This window comes from Hyphomonas oceanitis, assembly GCF_036964545.1.
GTDB lineage: Bacteria > Pseudomonadota > Alphaproteobacteria > Caulobacterales > Hyphomonadaceae > Hyphomonas > Hyphomonas oceanitis.
Map to the genome: position 1 here is coordinate 183,903 of NZ_JBALTL010000002.1, position 15,241 is coordinate 199,143.

The following is a 15,241-nucleotide window of genomic DNA, read 5'->3' on the forward strand; positions in this document are numbered from 1 at the left end:
TTCATCCCGATGCAGACACTGGCAAGCCGAGTCTCGAAAGGCGGAAAATCGCCAAGAGCTGTCATTGCCAACGACAGGGGTTGAACCTGCACCCGCTACCGGGCGCGCTGTAGCGCGGCGTCTACCAGTTCCGCCACGTTGGCGGGCCAATCTACCTCAAACGGCATTGGTGTTCCATTGCTGTCGCTCGAGGGAGGCCCGGCCTGTCGGAGGAATGTCGCCGAGAATGCACGCTCGTGACTTTCAGCTAGCGCAAAGTCCAGAGGTCTTGACTATCGCTCGATTTATCGCGGGAACTTCTGCAGCCTGCCTGCCCACTCGATAGAGCCCCCCCATCTGTCGCAGCCAAACGCTGGTCGATCCGGGCCAACAATCGTTTTTCCGCATCGGTCGTTGCTTTGGCCAAAGCCTGTGCCGCGATCAATCGAAGCTCAATGATGTGCTCTTTTGAAAGAACGTGCGGGCACTCGAGTATGTTACTGATCATGCCCTCATCATCAAACACTATCAGGTCCGACCAATCCTGGGGCGTCCAAGGCCAGCACGCCCTGAAAACAAGGTAGTCTTGGAAAGAAAAATACGAAATGCCACGTCCATCAAGGTAGCCGTCGCCGCGCTTGTCCTCGCAATTGGAATCGACAACTAGCTGGACAGACGCCCAGCTATCCTTTGCCATCCATGCCACACATCCTGAGCTCAGCGCTCGTTTCCAGGTCCAAGTCCAATCCCCCTTGAGAGACCAAGCAGCCTCAGCTTCTTTGGGAACACCTGACGGTCGCTGAGGCGCGCAGCTTGTCAGAATGAGGCACGCCACCAAGAACGCGAGTGTCCTCGAAACTCCAGACATGCCTGCCTCCTGTTCAAAGTTTCTTGCCATAGTTGGCTCACTTGGACAATGTCCGAAAGGGGCCAATATCGACCGTTGGGGCCGCAATGGTCGAATGTCTTCTATTGCGCCCAATACAGGCCCTCACGCCTCCTCGTCCCACTCCACGATCCAGTCTTCCATGTCGTCCTCGAAGACGGTGTCTTCGGAAACCGTCTTTCCACGCACGGAATTGCCGGTCGCGTGCACGCGTTCGCGGTCGCCGCAGACCAGGTGGTGCCAGTCGGGTAAGGGCTTGCGATCCATGACCAGCCGGTAGGCGCAGGTCTTCGGCATCCAGTTGATTTCCTCGATGCCCGCAGGCGTCAGCTTCACGCAATCCTCGACGATGGATTTGCGGTTCACATAGTTCGTGCACTGGCAGGTCGTGCCGTCCAGCAGCTTGCAGTGCAGTTTCGTATAGGCGATCTCGCCCGTGTCCTCGTCTTCCAGTTTCAGCAGGCAGCATTTGCCACAGCCGTCGCACAGCGATTCCCACTCCTGCGGGTTCATCTCGTGCAGCGTCTTGGTTTTCCAGAACGGCTCGCTCATGCCTGCTGCGCGGCCCATTCCGGCTTTTTCTCGATCAGCGCGGTCGCATACCAGCAGGAAGATGACACCTTGTCGCCCGCCGCAATCGCGTCTTCCATCGCGCGCGTCACAAGGCGCTTGCCAAGGCCGCGCCCGCCAATCTTGTCCGGCACGATTGTGTGCGTGATGTGCATGCGGTCCTTCGCCGGGCGCTCATAGGTCAGGTAGGCCTCGGTCCCGTCGATCACCAGGCTGTAGCGGCGTGCGGCGGCATCATGCGTGATGGTCTCGCCGCTCATGCCAGCACGTCCTGCCATTCAGGGTGCTTGCCAATCTGCGCCTTGGCATAGGGGCAAAGCGGAATGATCTTCACGCCATTCTTGCGCGCGTCTTCCACGCCGCGCTTCACCAGCGCGATGCCAACGCCCTTGCCGGCAAGGGCCTGCGGAACAGCGGTATGGTCGATAATGATGCGGCTCGTGCCGGCCTTGGAAAAAGTCATTTCGGCTTCATGACCGTCCACGACGGCCACATAACGCCCGCCCGTGGGGCCATCTTCGAGTGTGATTGTAATGTCGGTCATGCAAGCTCCATTCTCTGAATGGCCTGAATATAGGGGTTCCGGCGTATCATGTCGCAAGAAAAAGCCGCCCAATAAGGGCGGCCCTGGGAAGGTGTTTCAAAACCCGCCGTGCGGGCTTACTTTTTCTTGAAGGCGTCTTTCACGTCGCCAGCCGTCTTGCGGGCTTCGCCTTCAACCTTGTCGGCTTTGCCTTTCATTTCGAGCGACTTGTCGCCCATGGCCTTGCCTGTCGCTTCCTTGACCGAACCTTCGGCTTTTTTGGCAGCGCCCTTGATGTGTTCCTTATCCATAGTGGTGTCCTTTCTTGCGGCCGCTTTATTGCGGTCATTCAATCAACGCGTGACTTGGCAAATCGTTGGATTAAATCTCGGAGAGCTGCAGTGTTCTGGCCAGATTGATGAAATTAGGCTAGGCTTTCACCATGAGCAAAGACCTGAAATCATTCGGGCATTTCCAGCCCGGCGACGTCGTTTCCATCCCCTTTGGCGGGGTGCTGACGCATTATGGCGTGGTCACCGCGCGCGGCACGGTTATCTCGAATTCGCGCAAGCATGATGGCGTCACCGAACAGTCGCTGGAAGACTTTTCGGCAGGCCGCCGCATCAGGCATCATGGCCAGACAGGCGGCGCCGATCCGCTCCATGTCGAGGCCCGCGCCCGCCGCGCGCTTGGCGCATCCTATCGCCTTGCCGGTTCCAATTGCGGCGACTTTGTCGGCCACGTTCACCGCCGCAAGCCGACCGTCACGCAGGTTGGCCGTGCATCGCTGATGGCCCTCGGCGACCTGATCGGCAATTCCCGCAGGTTTCGCTAGCGAGAGCGCTCATCCTGAGCGAAGTCGAAGGACGGGCGCGGGTGAGGCAGTGGCTGTGCAACTCCCCGCGCATCCGCTAGTTCAGCCTGAATGGCCCGCCTGCTCACACCTCCCGAGATTGACTGGCGCGACGACGGCACCCCCGTCGCCCGCGCGCATGATGATGTCTACTTCACCGCCGGTGACGGCCTGGCGGAAACGCGCGCCGTTTTCCTGCAGGGTTGCGGCCTGCCGGAGGCTTGGCGGGGGAGGGAAGTCTACACCGTCGCCGAAACAGGCTTCGGCACCGGCCTCAATTTCCTTGCCCTCTGGCAGCTATGGGAAATGCACCGGCCCTCGCCCACGGCCCGCCTCCACTTTGTCAGTTTCGAAGCCTTCCCGCTCCACGTCGAAGACGCCGCCCGCGCCCTCGCCAGTTGGCCGGAACTCGAAGAGCTGGCCGCCCTCCTGATTTCCAAATGGCCGGGACCCGTCCAGGGCGTGCGCCGCATGGTCTGGCCGGAGGCCGGCATCAGCCTCACGCTCCATCTGGGTGACATTCGCGAGGCCCTCCCCGCCGCCCGCTTCCGCGCCGACGCATGGTTCCTTGATGGCTTCAGCCCGGCCAAGAATGAAGACATGTGGGGCGAGTGGATCTATCCCGAACTCTCCCTCCATTCCGCGCCCGGCGCGCGCCTCGGCACGTTCACCGTCGCGGGCGCCGTCCGCCGGGGGCTGGCAGGCGCCGGCTTTGAGGTCACGCGCCAGCCGGGCCATGGCCGCAAGCGCGAACGGCTCGAAGCGACCATCGAAACACCCATGGAATCCCCGCCAGACCCCCGCATTGCCCCGGGAACGATCCGCGAATGGTCCGGGAATGGTCAGGCAAATACCCGTATTGCCGTCATCGGCGGGGGCATAGCGGGCGCTTCTGCCGCTCGCGCGATGGTGGATGCAGGGGCTGAGGTCACCGTGTTCGACAAGGAGACCGAAGTGGCCAGTGGCGCCAGCGGCAACAAGCTGGCCCTGTTGATGCCACGCCTGGATGCGGGCGATACGGTGCAGGCCCGCCTGCTGATCGACGCCTATCTCGCCGCCCGCAGCGCCTATGAAACCCTGCCCGGCGTCACCGAAACCGATGTCCGCCAGCTCCCCAAGGATGACACAGACCTGGCCCGCTTCGCCAAGCTGCTCGCCGACCCGCCTTTGCCGCTGGAAGACCTTGAATCCATTCAGAATGGCGGCCTCTTGCACAAGCGCGCCATGATCCTGCGCCCCGCCCAGCTCATCCCCGCGTTGCTTGCTGGTGCCAACCTGCGCCTCGGTGAGACGGCCAATCTGGACATGGAGGCGCGCACCGTAAACGGCGAAGCCTTCGATGCGATCATCCTCGCAACTGCAATGGATACAGCAGATCAGCTCCCATGGCTGAGCCTCGTTGCCCGCCTCGGACAGGTCGAATGGGTAGGCGATGCCACCGCCGCACCGCCCGACGCCGTCACCAGCGGCACCTATGCCCTTGCCCACGGAACCGATCGCCTCTGGGGCGCCACGTTCGAGCCCGCGCCTGCCGGCATCATTGAAGTATCCGACGCGGCCCGCGCGGAGAATGCGCAAGGCCTCGAAGCCCTTTCGCCCTGGTGGATACGCGATGCCCGCGATCACACGCCGGTCTCCCGTGCTGCGCTGCGGGCCACCACAGTCGACCGCCTCCCGCTGGTCGGCCCGGTGCCGGACCATGCCGCGGCGCTGGACCTGTTTGACGGCCTGAAAAAAGGGCGCCCGGTGAATGCGGACGCCCCTGTTTTACCGGGTATTTTTATCGTGAACGGCTTCGGCGCGCGTGGGTTTACCTGGGGGCCGTGGGCTGGCGGTATTCTGTCCGCCATGATCCTCGGTGGCCCGGCCCCGACGCCGGCTGACGCGCTTGCGGCGGTCAGTCCGGTGCGCCTTATCCTGCGCGCCCTGAAGCGGGGAGACGCCTAGGCAGCTCGCACGAAGGAGAGGTGGAGCAAACCGCCATTCTCGTGCGGCGCCAGCGTCATCTCCAGTCCGCCCATCTCCAGCGCAACCCCTCCATTCAGGCTGGCCACGGCCGCGATGGCCAGGACGATCAGTACGGCTACGCCTCCGAGCAGCCAATTATTGTAAAGCAGTGTCCCCTTGCTCATTGTTCCGGTCCTTTGTCGGGTTTGGGGTTAAGTCATCAAGTCAGGTGGGATGGTTTCTAGTTGCCGCGTTCCAGGTCGCGGAATTCCTTGCGCAGGCGCCATTCGTCGGAGGTCACTTTGCGCTCAATGGATTGCAGGCGATCGTCGAGATCCATGAAGGTGTACTTCAGGTGACCGAACGTTGCGCGCGGGCGGTCAGACACGCCGCGCCAGAAGGCGTCTTCCTCAGGTGTGATCGTGCGGCCAAGCGGGGTGCGCGGCGTAATGATCCAGATCGTCATGTAGATGATGATCGAGAGCGGGCCGAACATGAAGAGCGTTGCCAGCACGAAGAGGACGCGTATCAGGATGGGTTCCCAGCCGAACCGTTCGGCGAGGCCGCCGCAGACACCGGCAATCACCTTGTCATTGCGCGAGCGATAGAAGCGCTTCGGGTTGGGAGACCGGTACTCCGAGGTGGAGTCGTGGTCGGAATAAGGGCGGGTCATGGGCTATGTTCCTTTAGTCGTCGAGGGTTGAGCGGGGGCGGCGCACGGGGCGGCCGCGCTCCCTGTTGTCGTCGTCATCGTGGGCCAGAAGGGCTTCCAGCGTCTCGAGCCGGCGTTCCATCGCCTTGGCCGAGCGCCAGAGGTCTTCCAGCATCCGCTCGTCGTCCGGCTGGAGTGTCTTTTGCCGGCGCCACTGGGAAATGTAGTGGAACAGCATTCCGGGCAGGAAGACGAAGATGCTGAGGATGGCAACGAGGGCTATAAGGCCTTCATCCATGGCTTAGCCCTCCCGGCGTTCGGCGCGGTACTGGGCAACGAGGCCCGGCGTGCAGACCACCGTCAGGAAGCCGAAGAGGCAGACAAGTGAGAATACCATGGATCAGGCCTCCGATTTCGAGGACTTGGAAGACGCCTTCGAGCGCTTGGCTTTCAGGGCTTCAAGTTCCTTCTCGACGCTCTCGTTCTGCTCGAGGGCTGCGAACTCGGCTTCGAGGCTCGGCTCGCGACCTTTGATCGTGTCCGCATAGGCTTCCATTTCGTCGACCTTGCGCTCAATCGTGTTGTAGCGGGCAAGGGCGTCATCGACCCGGCCGTCATAGACCTGGCTGCGGACGCGGATGCGTTGCTCGGCGGCTTCGCGGCGCATCATCAGCGAGCGATGCTTGGCCTTGGCTTCATCCAGCTTGGCTTGCAGCTTGCCGAGGTCTTCCTGGCGCTTTTCGAAGGCTTCTTCGGCAGCGTCCATGGCAGCCTTGCGGCGGACGATTTCGCCGTCGGCCTTTTGCTTGGCGATCAGCGCGCCGCGGGCAAGGTCTTCACGGCCCTTGTCGATGGCGAGTTCAGCCTTGGCGGCCCATTCGTCACGTGCCGACGTGAAGTGAACGACTTCGCGTTCCATTTCTTTCTTGTCGGCCATGGCGCGGGCAGCGGCCGTGCGCACTTCGACCAGCGTGTCTTCCATTTCCTGGATGATCAGGCGGGCGATTTTTTCGGGGTTTTCAGCACCGTCCAGCATCGCGTTGATGTTGGAGTTGATGATGTCACCGAGGCGGGAGAACAGACCCATGTGGGTATCCTTTCGTATTTGACTGGGAGGATTTAGAAGAAGAGGCCGCCGAGGAAGACGCCGATGCCGAAAAACATCCAGCTCTCGGCAGGGCGGGTCGACAGCCAGCGGCCAAATCGGCCAGCGTCGCTGCGAGCTTCTGTTCGGTAATTGCGGTCGTCCATCTTGGGCTTGGTCCTTCTTGTTGAATGCGACGCCCCGTCGCTCTGAGTGCCAATCTCATTTCAAGGACCGTGCCAAGTGAAAATTAATTTCATAGTGCATTGAAAAATATAAGAAAAAAAGATTTCAGAGCCATTCCGTTAACAACGAATCGGTCAAATAGACGAAAAAATTAGTCGATTATGCAATAAAGAATGGCTAAATACGCCTCATGATTGGCGAAACCACCCAGCTTATTGGCGAAGCTCCGGCCTGGCTCAGCGCGCAGGAGCATGTCTCCCGCGTTGCGCCGCTTGAGCGCCCGATCCTCGTTATCGGCGAACGCGGCACCGGCAAGGAGCTGATCGGCGAGCGACTTCACTTCCTGTCAAAGCGCTGGGAAGGGCCCTTCATCAAGGTCAATTGCGCCGCACTTTCCGAGCAATTGCTGGATTCCGAATTGTTCGGGCATGAGCGCGGCGCTTTCACCGGCGCCACCGAACAGCGCAAGGGCCGGTTCGAACTCGCCGATGGCGGCACGATTTTCCTCGACGAGATCGCGACGGCCAGCCAGCAGGTGCAGGAAAAACTGCTGCGCATCGTGGAGTATGGCGAATTGCAGCGCCTCGGCGGCTCGCGCGTGCTCAGCACGAATGTGCGCATTGTGGCGGCGACGAATGCGGACCTGCCAGCCATGGCCGAACGCAATGAATTCCGGGCCGACCTGCTGGATCGCCTTGCCTTTGATGTCATCACGCTGCCGCCTTTGCGCGCGCGGCCGGGCGATGCAAGCCTGCTCGCCGATTTCTTTGCGCGCCGTATGGCCATCGAGATGGCGCAGGATTTCCCCGGATTTGCGCCATCGGCGGTGGCGGCCATCGAAAGTCATGACTGGCCCGGAAATGTGCGCGAATTGCGCAATTTCGCGCAGCGCCTGGCCCATCGGTCCATGCTTGAGGCGCCGAACGAGCCCGTGCGGTTTGATCCGGCGGCGCTGAACCCTTTCGCCTCGCCGTGGCGGCCGGGCGCCGTGCCCAAAGCAGAAGCCGTTCGGGCCGCCTCTCAAGCCGAACCGGCTGTCAGCGCGCGGCATGGGCCGGTCGATTTCAATGCCGAGATCGCCCAGGTGGAGCTGCGCCTCATTGATGAGGCCATGGCCGGTGCGCAGGGCCATCAGGGCCGGGCCGCCGAGGCCCTCAGTCTCACATATCACCAGTTTCGCGGCCTCTTGAAGAAGCATGGGTATGGCAAGAAAGCAGGCACATCCGCTGACGTTTAGACGGGCTGGAGAAAGATTAACCTTGGATAAGCAAGGGTTTTCACCAAATCGATTCGCGTCGGACTCAAATCTGAGCCATACTTCCATGTCTCGAATAGCAAAGGAGACCGCCCATGCAGATACAAATTACTGGCAAGCATATGGATCTCGGAGAAGCTCTCAGGAGCCGCATCGAAGACGGCCTGGAGGCGGCAGTCAGTAAGTATTTCAATCGCACGGGAGAGGCGAGCGTCTATGTCTCGCAGCAAGGTCATCTCGTCGAGGTGGACTGCAATGTTCACCTCCCCTCGGGCATTGTGCTGCAATCGACCGGCAAGGCAGGCGATCCTTACGCCGCCCTGGAAGACAGCCTCGGCAAGATGGAAAAGCGCGTGCGCCGCTACAAGCGCCGCCTGAAGGACCACCACGCCAACCCGTCCGCGCCACTTCCGGCTGAAATGGCAATGGGCGCAGTGTTCAAGGTCAATGGAACCGGCGCCGATACTGAAGATTTCGAAGACGAGATCGAAGATATCTCGGACGTTCCGCTGACCGTGGCCGAAACCTCCGTAAGCATTCGTAAAATGAGCGTTTCCGAAGCCGTCATGCAGTTGGAACTGCAGGAGGTCCCGGCGCTCATGTTCAGGAATGCTGGCCATGATGGCCTGAATATGGTCTACCGCCGCCCGGATGGGCATATCGGCTGGGTTGACCCGGCCAATACGCCCAGGAACTGAAGCCCGCATACGGAAGCAGCGTTTATGGCAACCGATCTCAGCTCCCTGCTCAAAGGCGGGATCATTCTTCCTTGTTTCGAGGCGACCAGCCGGAAACAGGCCTTGCATGCCCTGTCTGAAGAGCTTGGGCGTGTGACGGGGATTTCCGCACGCGAAATCGAGGATTCCGTCATGGAGCGCGAACGTCTCGGCTCGACGGGTGTGGGAGAAGGCGTTGCCATTCCGCACGCGCGTGTCGAGGGCATCGACGCGCCGATCGGCGGTTTCATGCGTCTGGCGACAGGCGTGGACTTTGAAGCCATCGACGACCGGCCCTGCGACCTGATCTTCATGCTGCTGGCGCCTTTGTCAGCCGGCGCCGATCATTTGCGGGCGCTTGCGCAGGTGAGCCGGGTTTTCCGTCAGCCTGCGGTTCGCGATGCGCTGCGCGAGGCCAATACGGTTGAGGATGTCAAAGCCATCATCTGCAAGGAATCAGTCGAAACCTCGATCTGATTTCCGACGCACAAAATTAAAAAGCCCGCTGGTTCACATCAGCGGGCTTTTTTTTGTTTTTGAGGGCAGGACGCTTCAGCCTTCACTCGGCTTGTCTTCGATAAAACCGCGATTTTTGAGGAGGGGCTCAATCGTCGGGTCCGAGCCGCGGAAATTGCGGTAGAGGTCATCGGCCTCACGCATGCCGCCGGCCTCGTAAATCCATTTCTTCAGTTTGGCCGCCAGCTCCGGATTGTAGATATCGCCTGTCTCCTTGAAGGCAGCGAACCCGTCGGCATCGAGAATTTCTGCCCAGAGATAACCATAATACCCGGCCGAATATCCGCCTGCGAATATATGGCTGAAATATTGCGAGCGATAGCGCGGCTCGATTTCCGGCGGGATTCCATAGTCTTCCAGAACCTGTTTCTCGAAGGCGCGCGCGTCGGTGATCTTTGCGGCTTCCTCGGAGGACAGCGAATGCCAGCGCAGGTCGAGCAGGGAAGCGGCGATATACTCGGTTGTCTTGAAGCCCTGGTTGAAGGTCGCAGCGGCGTTCATCTTGTCGACCAGTTCGAGCGGAATGACCTCGCCTGTCTTGTAGTGCTTCGCATATTTGGCCAGCACTTCCGGGTCGTCTGCCCAGTGCTCCAGCAGCTGGGACGGAAATTCGGTATAGTCCTTGGGCCCATCGACACCGGAAAAGGTCGAATATTTTACCTGGGTCAGCATGCCGTGCAAGCCGTGACCGAACTCGTGGAATACGGTCTCAACCTCATCATAGGAGAGCAAGGTCGGCTCGCCCTTGGCCGGAGGCGTGATGTTCAGATTGTTGACCACGATGGGGCGAATATTCTCGTCCACATTCGATGCGTTGCGGAACGAACTCATCCACGCCCCGCCACGCTTGGAGTCGCGCGAATACATGTCGGCCATGAACAGGCCAAGATGCTCGCCGGTCGCACTGTCCTTCACGTCCCACGCCTGGACGTGCGGGTTCCATGTGTCGGTCGGAACGAGTGTGAAGCTGATATTGAAAAGATGGCTGGCGACATCAAAGACGCCCTGCCGCACAGCGCCGATTTCAAAATAAGGCTTCAGCGCATTGCCATCGAAGGCATATCGCGCCTGGCGCACTTTATCGGCGTAGAACCACCAGTCCTGGCCTTCCAGCTGGAAGTCATCGCTGATCAACGCCTGCATGTCAGCGCGCTCTTCTTTCGCACGGAAAAGGGCGGGTTCCAGTACGCGCACGAGGAAGGCTTCGGCCTGCTCGGGCGTCTTGGCCATCCGTGGCGCCAACTGATAGGCTGCGTGGGATGTGTATCCCATCAGCTCGGCCCGTTTGGCGCGCAGCTGCGCAATCCGTATCAGGATGGGTCCATTGTCATGTTCGCCGGATGAGGCGCGCAGGCGGTAGCCGTCGAACATCTGCTTGCGCAGGTCACGGTTTTCGCCCTCGGTCATGAAGGTCTCGTAGACGGAACGGTCGACCGTCAGGATCCATTTGTCCTCGCCGTCCACCTTGATGGCATTCTTGAAATCGTCCGACAGGCCGGCAAGCGATGCTTCGTCGGTCACCTCAATCTTGAACGACTTTGTTGCCAGCAGCAGGTTCTTGCCGAATTCGGTTGTCAGGCTGGAGAGTTCCGCATTGATCGCGGCCACCTCTGCCTTCGCGTCCGGGCTAAGCGCGGCGCCCTGGCGCACGAAACTGCGATGGGTCAGTTCCAGCAGGCGTGCGTCCTGTTCGTCCAGCCCGAGCCGGTCGCGCTTCGCGTAGACAGCCTGCACCCGTTCGAAGAGGGCAGGGTTAAAGCTGATCGCATCGGATTCCCGCGTCAGCATCGGGTAGATTTCCGATTCAAGCGCGCTGAGCGTGTCGTTCGTATCCGTATTGGTGATGTTGCCGAATGTCTTCATCACCTTGTCGAGCGATGCACCGGTCTGGTCGAGTGCCACGATTGTGTTCTCGAATGTGGGCGCATCAGGATTATCGACGATCGTGGCAATTTCGGCGCGCTGTTCCAGAATGCCCTTCTTCACAGCCGGCAAGTAATGCGTGTCGCGGATGTCGTTAAATGGCGGCACGCCGAAATCGGCGGTCCATTCGCGGCGGAAAGGATTGTCACGCAACTCGGCTTCCGTGACCGTTATTTCCGGCAGCGCTGCGGCTGCGGGTGCGGCTGGTGCAACGGCCTCGCTCTCATCGCTGGATGTCTTTTCGCAGGCAGGGAGAGTCAGGGTTAGCGCGGCGGCTGCGCCGAGCATAATATGCTTTGGGGTCATCAAGTGTCCTCAGACTGGTTATGTCCGGTTTATCTTCAAACCCTGGCAAAAACCAGCTTGCCTGAGCGGCTTAGACTGCCAAGCGTGAAAGTGTCGCGTGATATTCGGCAATCGTTTCCTCGAATATCTGGGCCACCGGCTTCACGTCATGGATACGGCCCGCCACCTGTCCCGTCAGCGCAATGCCCGCTTCAAGGTCGCCGCCGAAGTACACGGCCTGCGTATCGGCAAACTCACCGAATATGTTCGGGCTGCCTTCGGTTTCGAGCCGTGTCGTGCGCTCGGTGCGCAGGGCCCGCAGGGCAGGGCCGGGTCCGGCGCGGTTGAGGAAGACCGTATCGGTGGCCTCCGCCTTAACGATCGCGTCTTTCCAGTTCTGGTGCACCGGGCTTTCGGCAGACGAGAGAATGCGCGTGCCCATCAGCACGCCTTCGGCGCCGAGCGCAAAGGCCGCCGCCATCGTCCGCCCGTCCATGATGCCGCCCGCGGCCACCACCGGCACGTCCACCGCCTCGCATACCTGCGGGATCAGCACCATTGAGGCCACATCCTTAGGGTTCTTGAAGCCGCCGCCTTCGCCGCCCTCGACGATCAGGCCGTCAACGCCCGCCTCGATGGCGCGCAGCGCGCCTTGCAGGCTAGGCACGACGTGGAAAACGGTCAGGCCTGCCTCTTTGAGCATGCTCGTATATTTCATCGGGTCACCCGCCGATGTCGTGACGAACTTGATGCCCTGATTGATGATGAAGTCGACAATGTTCGGGTCGCGCACAAAGGCCTGCGCCACATTCACGCCGAACGGCTTGTCGGTCAGGTCGCGCATCTTGAGGATTTCCTCACGCACAGCGTCCAGTTCGCCGGACGAGGTTTCGATAATGCCCATGCCCCCGGCATTGGAGACGGCTGACGAAAGATGCGAGCGGGCGATCCAGCCCATGGCGGCCTGAATGATCGGCTTTTCGATGCCCAGCATTTCGGTGATGCGGGTCTTTACGGGCTTGCTTGTCATGAACGTCTCCTGCCTTTGTTTTCCTGTTTGGTGCGGGCCTGCCCCAAGGGCAGCGCAAGTCGCTTAGCTGCCGCGTGGAACCGGCGTGCCGTAGCGATGGGCAAAATGGCGCGCGATGCTGCGGGCGCTCGGCAGGTAGCGCAGGCCATTGGCCTCCTGCACATCAAGGTCCGGATGCACCTGCGTGTCGGGATGCAGCACGAGCGTCGGCGCGTTGTGATTGCCCTCACCAATCAGGGCCACGATCTCTGAGCGTGGATGCTCAAGCCCCACATGCACAATGTCTAGCGCATCGCGGATGGCGGGGAAATAGCTGAGCACGCCCCATATCTCGGCGCATTCCGGGCAGAACTCGCGGCGCCCCTTATCCTCAAATCCCGGCGGTAACAGGAACAGGACATCCTTCGGCATCGATAACTCCTCACATCTATGATCTGCAGGTCATAGTATGAGCGTGCCCCGAAGTCATGGCGTGACACGAACCACTTGCCCCCTATGCTGTCTCGAAAGCTCTGGGAGATATCATTGATGGCCGAGATGCAGCAGATCGTGCTGAAGCGCTATTGCGACGGACCGCCCGTGCCGGAAGACTTTGGGCTGGAGACTGCGGCGCTTCCGGAGCCGAAAGAGGGGCAGTTCCGGGTGGCGCATGTCTGGTGTTCGGTCGATCCCGGCACGCGTTCGCGCCTGTCAGGCGGCGATTCCTATGCCATGGCGTTGCCGCTCGGCAAGCCGATTGACGGTTTCAGCGTCGGCGTCGTGGATGCCAGCCAGAACGAGGCCTATCCGGTTGGCACGAAAGTATTCTGCGCCGGGGGCTGGAAGACGCATTCGATCCAGTCGGGCAGGGGCTTTGTCGGCAAGGTGCCTGAAGCGCCTGTGCCGCTCAGCGCCTGGATCGGTGTCCTTGGCGTGCCGGGCCTGACAGCATGGTTCGGGATGAAGACGGTCGCGAAGTTCAAGGAAGGCGACGCCGTGCTGGTCACCTCCGCAGGCGGGCCAGTCGGCGCCACGGCGGGGCAGCTCGCAAAGGCCTGGGGTGCATCGAAAGTGGTCGGTATCGCAGGCGCGGATTCCAAGTGCGAATTCCTGACGAGCGAGGCAGGCTTCGATGCGGCCATCAATTACAAGACAGCGACAGACCTGACAGCGGCCATCGCCGAACACTTTCCCAAGGGCGTCGATATCCTGTTCGACAATGTCGGTAATGAGATGGTCAACCGCGTCCTGCCGCTGATGGCGCTCAACGGGCGAATCTGCATTTCAGGACAGGTGGCCGACTATAACCTGACGCCGGAAGAGACGCCTGGCATCGTCAACACAAAGCCCTTCATCACGCACCGTGTGAACATGCAGGGCCTCGTCGTGTTCGATTTCGCCCGCGACTTTCCCGAAGCCCTGCAGACCATGGCGGGCCTGCTGGCGACGGGAAAACTGAAGAGCAACGAAGAACGCTTTAATGGCATCGCCGCCATGCCCGAAGCCTTCTGCGGCCTGTTCCGCGGCGAAAATTTTGGACGACGCGTTGTGAAAGTGGGAGAAGAAGCATGAGCACCAGTTACGATATCACGCAGGATAAATGGCAGCGTTTCACCTTCTCCCGCGAGGGCCGCGTTCTCACCGCCGCGATCACATCGGACCATCCGGTCAATGGCGTGGACGAGCAGATGCACACTGAACTCGCGCTCGTATTCAATTGCCTGCAACGCGACAGCGAGAGCGACATCATCATCCTGACCGCCAAGGGCCGGGCCTTTTGCGCAGGTGGTGATTTCGACTGGTTCGAGGAGCAGATAAACCATCCCGAACGCTTCCGCGCCATCGGTTGGGACGCCAAGCAGATCGTCACGACGCTGCTGAATATGGAAAAGCCGATCATCTGCCGCATGAACGGAGCAGCCGCCGGTCTCGGGGCGACCATCGCGCTGCTCTGCGACATCATCATTGCGGATGAGACGGCCAAGATCGGTGACCCGCACGTGAAGGTTGGCCTCGTGGCTGGCGATGGTGGCGCACTGATCTGGCCGCAGCTGATCGGCTTTGCCAAGGCCAAGGAATTGCTGATGACGGGCGACCTGCTGAGCGCGAAAGAGGCCGAACGCCTCGGCCTCATCAACTATGCCGTGCCCGCAGCGGAGCTTGACGCGAAAGTGCAAGAACTTGTCGCCAAGCTGCAGGCGAATCCCAAATGGGCCGTGCGCTGGACCAAGACCACCGCCAACATTCCGTTGCGCGCGCTGGCGGCCCAGCTCATGGATGCCAGTATCGGCTGGGAAAGCGTGTCGAATTATCTGGGGGATCGCCGCGAAGCTGTCGCGGCCTTCAAGGAAAAACGTGCACCCAAGCTGACGGGTGAATAGAATGCGCCTTCGCTCACCCAGCCACTACGAGTACGCCACCCTGACGGACCTCTGCATGCGGTCAAAGGCGGTTTGGGGTTATCCGGATGACATGCTGGAGGAGTTCCGCGCGGAATTGACCATCGCTGAAGAAGATGTGGAATCAAGCATCGTTATCGTGGCCGACGATATTCGCGGCATTGCCGGTGTCGCCCAGGTCGCGCTGGACGGTGACACGGCCTGGCTCGAGAAACTCTTTGTCGAGCCCACGCGCCTCGGCGAAGGCACTGGCCAGATGATGTATGTTTGGGCCTGCCGTGTCGCACAGGATTCCGGAGCACGCGACCTCGTGATTGACTGCGATCCTGACGCGATGAAATTCTACATGCGGATGGGCGCCGAGCGGGATGGCGAAGCTGAGTCCCCGTCCATTTCCGGCCGCATGCTTCCACGCCTCGTGCACCGGCTTCATCCGATGCGCTCACGCTGAGCCTTGC

Annotated in this window: 21 protein-coding genes and 1 tRNA gene; 8 read left to right on the forward strand and 14 right to left on the reverse strand. The window is 60.8% G+C overall.

Features of this window, described 5'->3' with window-relative positions:
* Window positions 1–65: 65 nt before the first annotated feature.
* The 6 genes from V7651_RS05750 to V7651_RS05775 form a co-directional block, all read right to left on the reverse strand.
* A tRNA-OTHER gene (locus V7651_RS05750) sits at window positions 66–143 on the reverse strand.
* 104 nt (window positions 144–247) lie between these two features.
* A complete protein-coding gene (locus tag V7651_RS05755) occupies window positions 248–676 on the reverse strand; it encodes a hypothetical protein (protein WP_335612545.1) in 429 nt (142 codons plus the stop codon).
* Window positions 677–970: 294 nt separating this feature from the next.
* Window positions 971–1,435, reverse strand: a complete 465-nt coding sequence (locus V7651_RS05760) for a YcgN family cysteine cluster protein (protein ID WP_335612546.1) — start codon at window positions 1,433–1,435, stop codon at window positions 971–973.
* Window positions 1,414–1,695 (reverse strand): GNAT family N-acetyltransferase, encoded by a 282-nt coding sequence (locus V7651_RS05765; RefSeq protein WP_335612547.1) that lies wholly within the window; start codon window positions 1,693–1,695, stop codon window positions 1,414–1,416. Before V7651_RS05765 ends, V7651_RS05760 begins: the two co-directional genes overlap by 22 nt.
* Window positions 1,692–1,979: a GNAT family N-acetyltransferase gene (locus V7651_RS05770; protein WP_335612548.1), complete on the reverse strand. Its 288-nt coding sequence runs from the start codon at window positions 1,977–1,979 to the stop codon at window positions 1,692–1,694. Before V7651_RS05770 ends, V7651_RS05765 begins: the two co-directional genes overlap by 4 nt.
* 116 nt (window positions 1,980–2,095) lie before the next feature.
* Window positions 2,096–2,269, reverse strand: a complete 174-nt coding sequence (locus V7651_RS05775) for a CsbD family protein (protein ID WP_084146251.1) — start codon at window positions 2,267–2,269, stop codon at window positions 2,096–2,098.
* Window positions 2,270–2,400: 131 nt separating this feature from the next.
* Here V7651_RS05775 and V7651_RS05780 point away from each other — a divergent pair, with 131 nt between their 5' ends.
* Both V7651_RS05780 and mnmC read left to right on the forward strand, forming a co-directional pair.
* Window positions 2,401–2,793: a hypothetical protein gene (locus V7651_RS05780; RefSeq protein ID WP_335612549.1), complete on the forward strand. Its 393-nt coding sequence runs from the start codon at window positions 2,401–2,403 to the stop codon at window positions 2,791–2,793.
* Window positions 2,794–2,883: 90 nt separating this feature from the next.
* Window positions 2,884–4,758: a bifunctional tRNA (5-methylaminomethyl-2-thiouridine)(34)-methyltransferase MnmC2/FAD-dependent 5-carboxymethylaminomethyl-2-thiouridine(34) oxidoreductase MnmC1 gene (gene mnmC, locus V7651_RS05785; protein ID WP_335612550.1), complete on the forward strand. Its 1,875-nt coding sequence runs from the start codon at window positions 2,884–2,886 to the stop codon at window positions 4,756–4,758.
* Here the strand turns inward: mnmC and V7651_RS05790 are convergent.
* The 5 genes from V7651_RS05790 to V7651_RS05810 all read right to left on the reverse strand — a co-directional run bounded on the left by V7651_RS05790 (window position 4,755) and on the right by V7651_RS05810 (window position 6,661).
* Entirely contained in the window at window positions 4,755–4,943 is a 189-nt protein-coding gene (locus V7651_RS05790; protein WP_335612551.1) for a hypothetical protein, read from the reverse strand. The genes mnmC and V7651_RS05790 overlap by 4 nt on opposite strands.
* Before the next feature lie 56 nt (window positions 4,944–4,999).
* Window positions 5,000–5,431, reverse strand: coding sequence for an envelope stress response membrane protein PspC (pspC, locus tag V7651_RS05795; protein WP_335591179.1), 432 nt, complete (start codon window positions 5,429–5,431; stop codon window positions 5,000–5,002).
* Between the two features lie 13 nt (window positions 5,432–5,444).
* On the reverse strand, window positions 5,445–5,708 hold the full coding sequence (pspB, locus tag V7651_RS05800; protein ID WP_335591178.1) for an envelope stress response membrane protein PspB: 264 nt from the start codon (window positions 5,706–5,708) through the stop codon (window positions 5,445–5,447).
* Window positions 5,709–5,810: 102 nt separating this feature from the next.
* Window positions 5,811–6,497: a phage shock protein PspA gene (gene pspA / locus V7651_RS05805; RefSeq protein WP_335591177.1), complete on the reverse strand. Its 687-nt coding sequence runs from the start codon at window positions 6,495–6,497 to the stop codon at window positions 5,811–5,813.
* A gap of 32 nt (window positions 6,498–6,529) precedes the next feature.
* On the reverse strand, window positions 6,530–6,661 hold the full coding sequence (locus tag V7651_RS05810; protein ID WP_277812974.1) for a hypothetical protein: 132 nt from the start codon (window positions 6,659–6,661) through the stop codon (window positions 6,530–6,532).
* 209 nt (window positions 6,662–6,870) lie between these two features.
* Here V7651_RS05810 and pspF point away from each other — a divergent pair, with 209 nt between their 5' ends.
* The 3 genes from pspF (at window position 6,871) to V7651_RS05825 (ending at window position 9,128) form a co-directional block, all read left to right on the forward strand.
* Window positions 6,871–7,917, forward strand: a complete 1,047-nt coding sequence (gene pspF, locus V7651_RS05815) for a phage shock protein operon transcriptional activator (RefSeq protein ID WP_335612552.1) — start codon at window positions 6,871–6,873, stop codon at window positions 7,915–7,917.
* 113 nt (window positions 7,918–8,030) lie between these two features.
* On the forward strand, window positions 8,031–8,633 hold the full coding sequence (hpf, locus tag V7651_RS05820) for a ribosome hibernation-promoting factor, HPF/YfiA family (protein WP_335591175.1): 603 nt from the start codon (window positions 8,031–8,033) through the stop codon (window positions 8,631–8,633).
* Between the two features lie 24 nt (window positions 8,634–8,657).
* Window positions 8,658–9,128: a PTS sugar transporter subunit IIA gene (locus tag V7651_RS05825; protein WP_035538210.1), complete on the forward strand. Its 471-nt coding sequence runs from the start codon at window positions 8,658–8,660 to the stop codon at window positions 9,126–9,128.
* Window positions 9,129–9,203: 75 nt separating this feature from the next.
* Here V7651_RS05825 and V7651_RS05830 read toward each other — a convergent pair whose 3' ends face one another.
* The 3 genes from V7651_RS05830 to V7651_RS05840 form a co-directional block, all read right to left on the reverse strand.
* Window positions 9,204–11,396 carry a M3 family metallopeptidase gene (locus V7651_RS05830; RefSeq protein ID WP_335612553.1) on the reverse strand — a complete coding sequence of 731 codons (2,193 nt, stop codon included), beginning with the start codon at window positions 11,394–11,396 and terminating at the stop codon, window positions 9,204–9,206.
* 70 nt (window positions 11,397–11,466) lie between these two features.
* Complete coding sequence (locus V7651_RS05835) at window positions 11,467–12,405, reverse strand: NAD(P)H-dependent flavin oxidoreductase (RefSeq protein ID WP_335612554.1); 939 nt, start codon at window positions 12,403–12,405, stop codon at window positions 11,467–11,469.
* 63 nt (window positions 12,406–12,468) lie between these two features.
* Entirely contained in the window at window positions 12,469–12,816 is a 348-nt protein-coding gene (locus tag V7651_RS05840) for a DUF3088 family protein (protein WP_035538216.1), read from the reverse strand.
* Between the two features lie 117 nt (window positions 12,817–12,933).
* Here V7651_RS05840 and V7651_RS05845 point away from each other — a divergent pair, with 117 nt between their 5' ends.
* From V7651_RS05845 to V7651_RS05855, 3 genes are read left to right on the forward strand one after another with little or no spacing between them, the layout of a single operon-like run.
* Entirely contained in the window at window positions 12,934–13,956 is a 1,023-nt protein-coding gene (locus V7651_RS05845; protein ID WP_206741558.1) for an NADP-dependent oxidoreductase, read from the forward strand.
* Entirely contained in the window at window positions 13,953–14,765 is an 813-nt protein-coding gene (locus V7651_RS05850) for an enoyl-CoA hydratase/isomerase family protein (protein WP_335612555.1), read from the forward strand. The genes V7651_RS05845 and V7651_RS05850 overlap by 4 nt, the downstream gene beginning before the upstream one ends.
* 1 nt (window position 14,766) lies before the next feature.
* Window positions 14,767–15,234, forward strand: a complete 468-nt coding sequence (locus V7651_RS05855) for a GNAT family N-acetyltransferase (RefSeq protein WP_084146252.1) — start codon at window positions 14,767–14,769, stop codon at window positions 15,232–15,234.
* The last annotated feature ends 7 nt before the right edge of the window (window positions 15,235–15,241 follow it).

Excerpts from the sequence above, each read along its gene's own strand:
- V7651_RS05755 (WP_335612545.1), bottom strand. The coding sequence starts at position 676 with ATGGCAAAGGATAGCTGGGCGTCTGTCCAGCTAGTTGTCGATTCCAAT.
- V7651_RS05760 (WP_335612546.1), bottom strand. The coding sequence starts at position 1,435 with ATGGGCCGCGCAGCAGGCATGAGCGAGCCGTTCTGGAAAACCAAGACG.
- V7651_RS05765 (WP_335612547.1), bottom strand. The coding sequence starts at position 1,695 with ATGAGCGGCGAGACCATCACGCATGATGCCGCCGCACGCCGCTACAGC.
- V7651_RS05770 (WP_335612548.1), bottom strand. The coding sequence starts at position 1,979 with ATGACCGACATTACAATCACACTCGAAGATGGCCCCACGGGCGGGCGT.
- V7651_RS05775 (WP_084146251.1), bottom strand. The coding sequence starts at position 2,269 with ATGGATAAGGAACACATCAAGGGCGCTGCCAAAAAAGCCGAAGGTTCG.
- V7651_RS05780 (WP_335612549.1), top strand. The coding sequence starts at position 2,401 with ATGAGCAAAGACCTGAAATCATTCGGGCATTTCCAGCCCGGCGACGTC.
- mnmC (WP_335612550.1), top strand. The coding sequence starts at position 2,884 with ATGGCCCGCCTGCTCACACCTCCCGAGATTGACTGGCGCGACGACGGC.
- V7651_RS05790 (WP_335612551.1), bottom strand. The coding sequence starts at position 4,943 with ATGAGCAAGGGGACACTGCTTTACAATAATTGGCTGCTCGGAGGCGTA.
- pspC (WP_335591179.1), bottom strand. The coding sequence starts at position 5,431 with ATGACCCGCCCTTATTCCGACCACGACTCCACCTCGGAGTACCGGTCT.
- pspB (WP_335591178.1), bottom strand. The coding sequence starts at position 5,708 with ATGGATGAAGGCCTTATAGCCCTCGTTGCCATCCTCAGCATCTTCGTC.
- pspA (WP_335591177.1), bottom strand. The coding sequence starts at position 6,497 with ATGGGTCTGTTCTCCCGCCTCGGTGACATCATCAACTCCAACATCAAC.
- V7651_RS05810 (WP_277812974.1), bottom strand. The coding sequence starts at position 6,661 with ATGGACGACCGCAATTACCGAACAGAAGCTCGCAGCGACGCTGGCCGA.
- pspF (WP_335612552.1), top strand. The coding sequence starts at position 6,871 with ATGATTGGCGAAACCACCCAGCTTATTGGCGAAGCTCCGGCCTGGCTC.
- hpf (WP_335591175.1), top strand. The coding sequence starts at position 8,031 with ATGCAGATACAAATTACTGGCAAGCATATGGATCTCGGAGAAGCTCTC.
- V7651_RS05825 (WP_035538210.1), top strand. The coding sequence starts at position 8,658 with ATGGCAACCGATCTCAGCTCCCTGCTCAAAGGCGGGATCATTCTTCCT.
- V7651_RS05830 (WP_335612553.1), bottom strand. The coding sequence starts at position 11,396 with ATGACCCCAAAGCATATTATGCTCGGCGCAGCCGCCGCGCTAACCCTG.
- V7651_RS05835 (WP_335612554.1), bottom strand. The coding sequence starts at position 12,405 with ATGACAAGCAAGCCCGTAAAGACCCGCATCACCGAAATGCTGGGCATC.
- V7651_RS05840 (WP_035538216.1), bottom strand. The coding sequence starts at position 12,816 with ATGCCGAAGGATGTCCTGTTCCTGTTACCGCCGGGATTTGAGGATAAG.
- V7651_RS05845 (WP_206741558.1), top strand. The coding sequence starts at position 12,934 with ATGGCCGAGATGCAGCAGATCGTGCTGAAGCGCTATTGCGACGGACCG.
- V7651_RS05850 (WP_335612555.1), top strand. The coding sequence starts at position 13,953 with ATGAGCACCAGTTACGATATCACGCAGGATAAATGGCAGCGTTTCACC.
- V7651_RS05855 (WP_084146252.1), top strand. The coding sequence starts at position 14,767 with ATGCGCCTTCGCTCACCCAGCCACTACGAGTACGCCACCCTGACGGAC.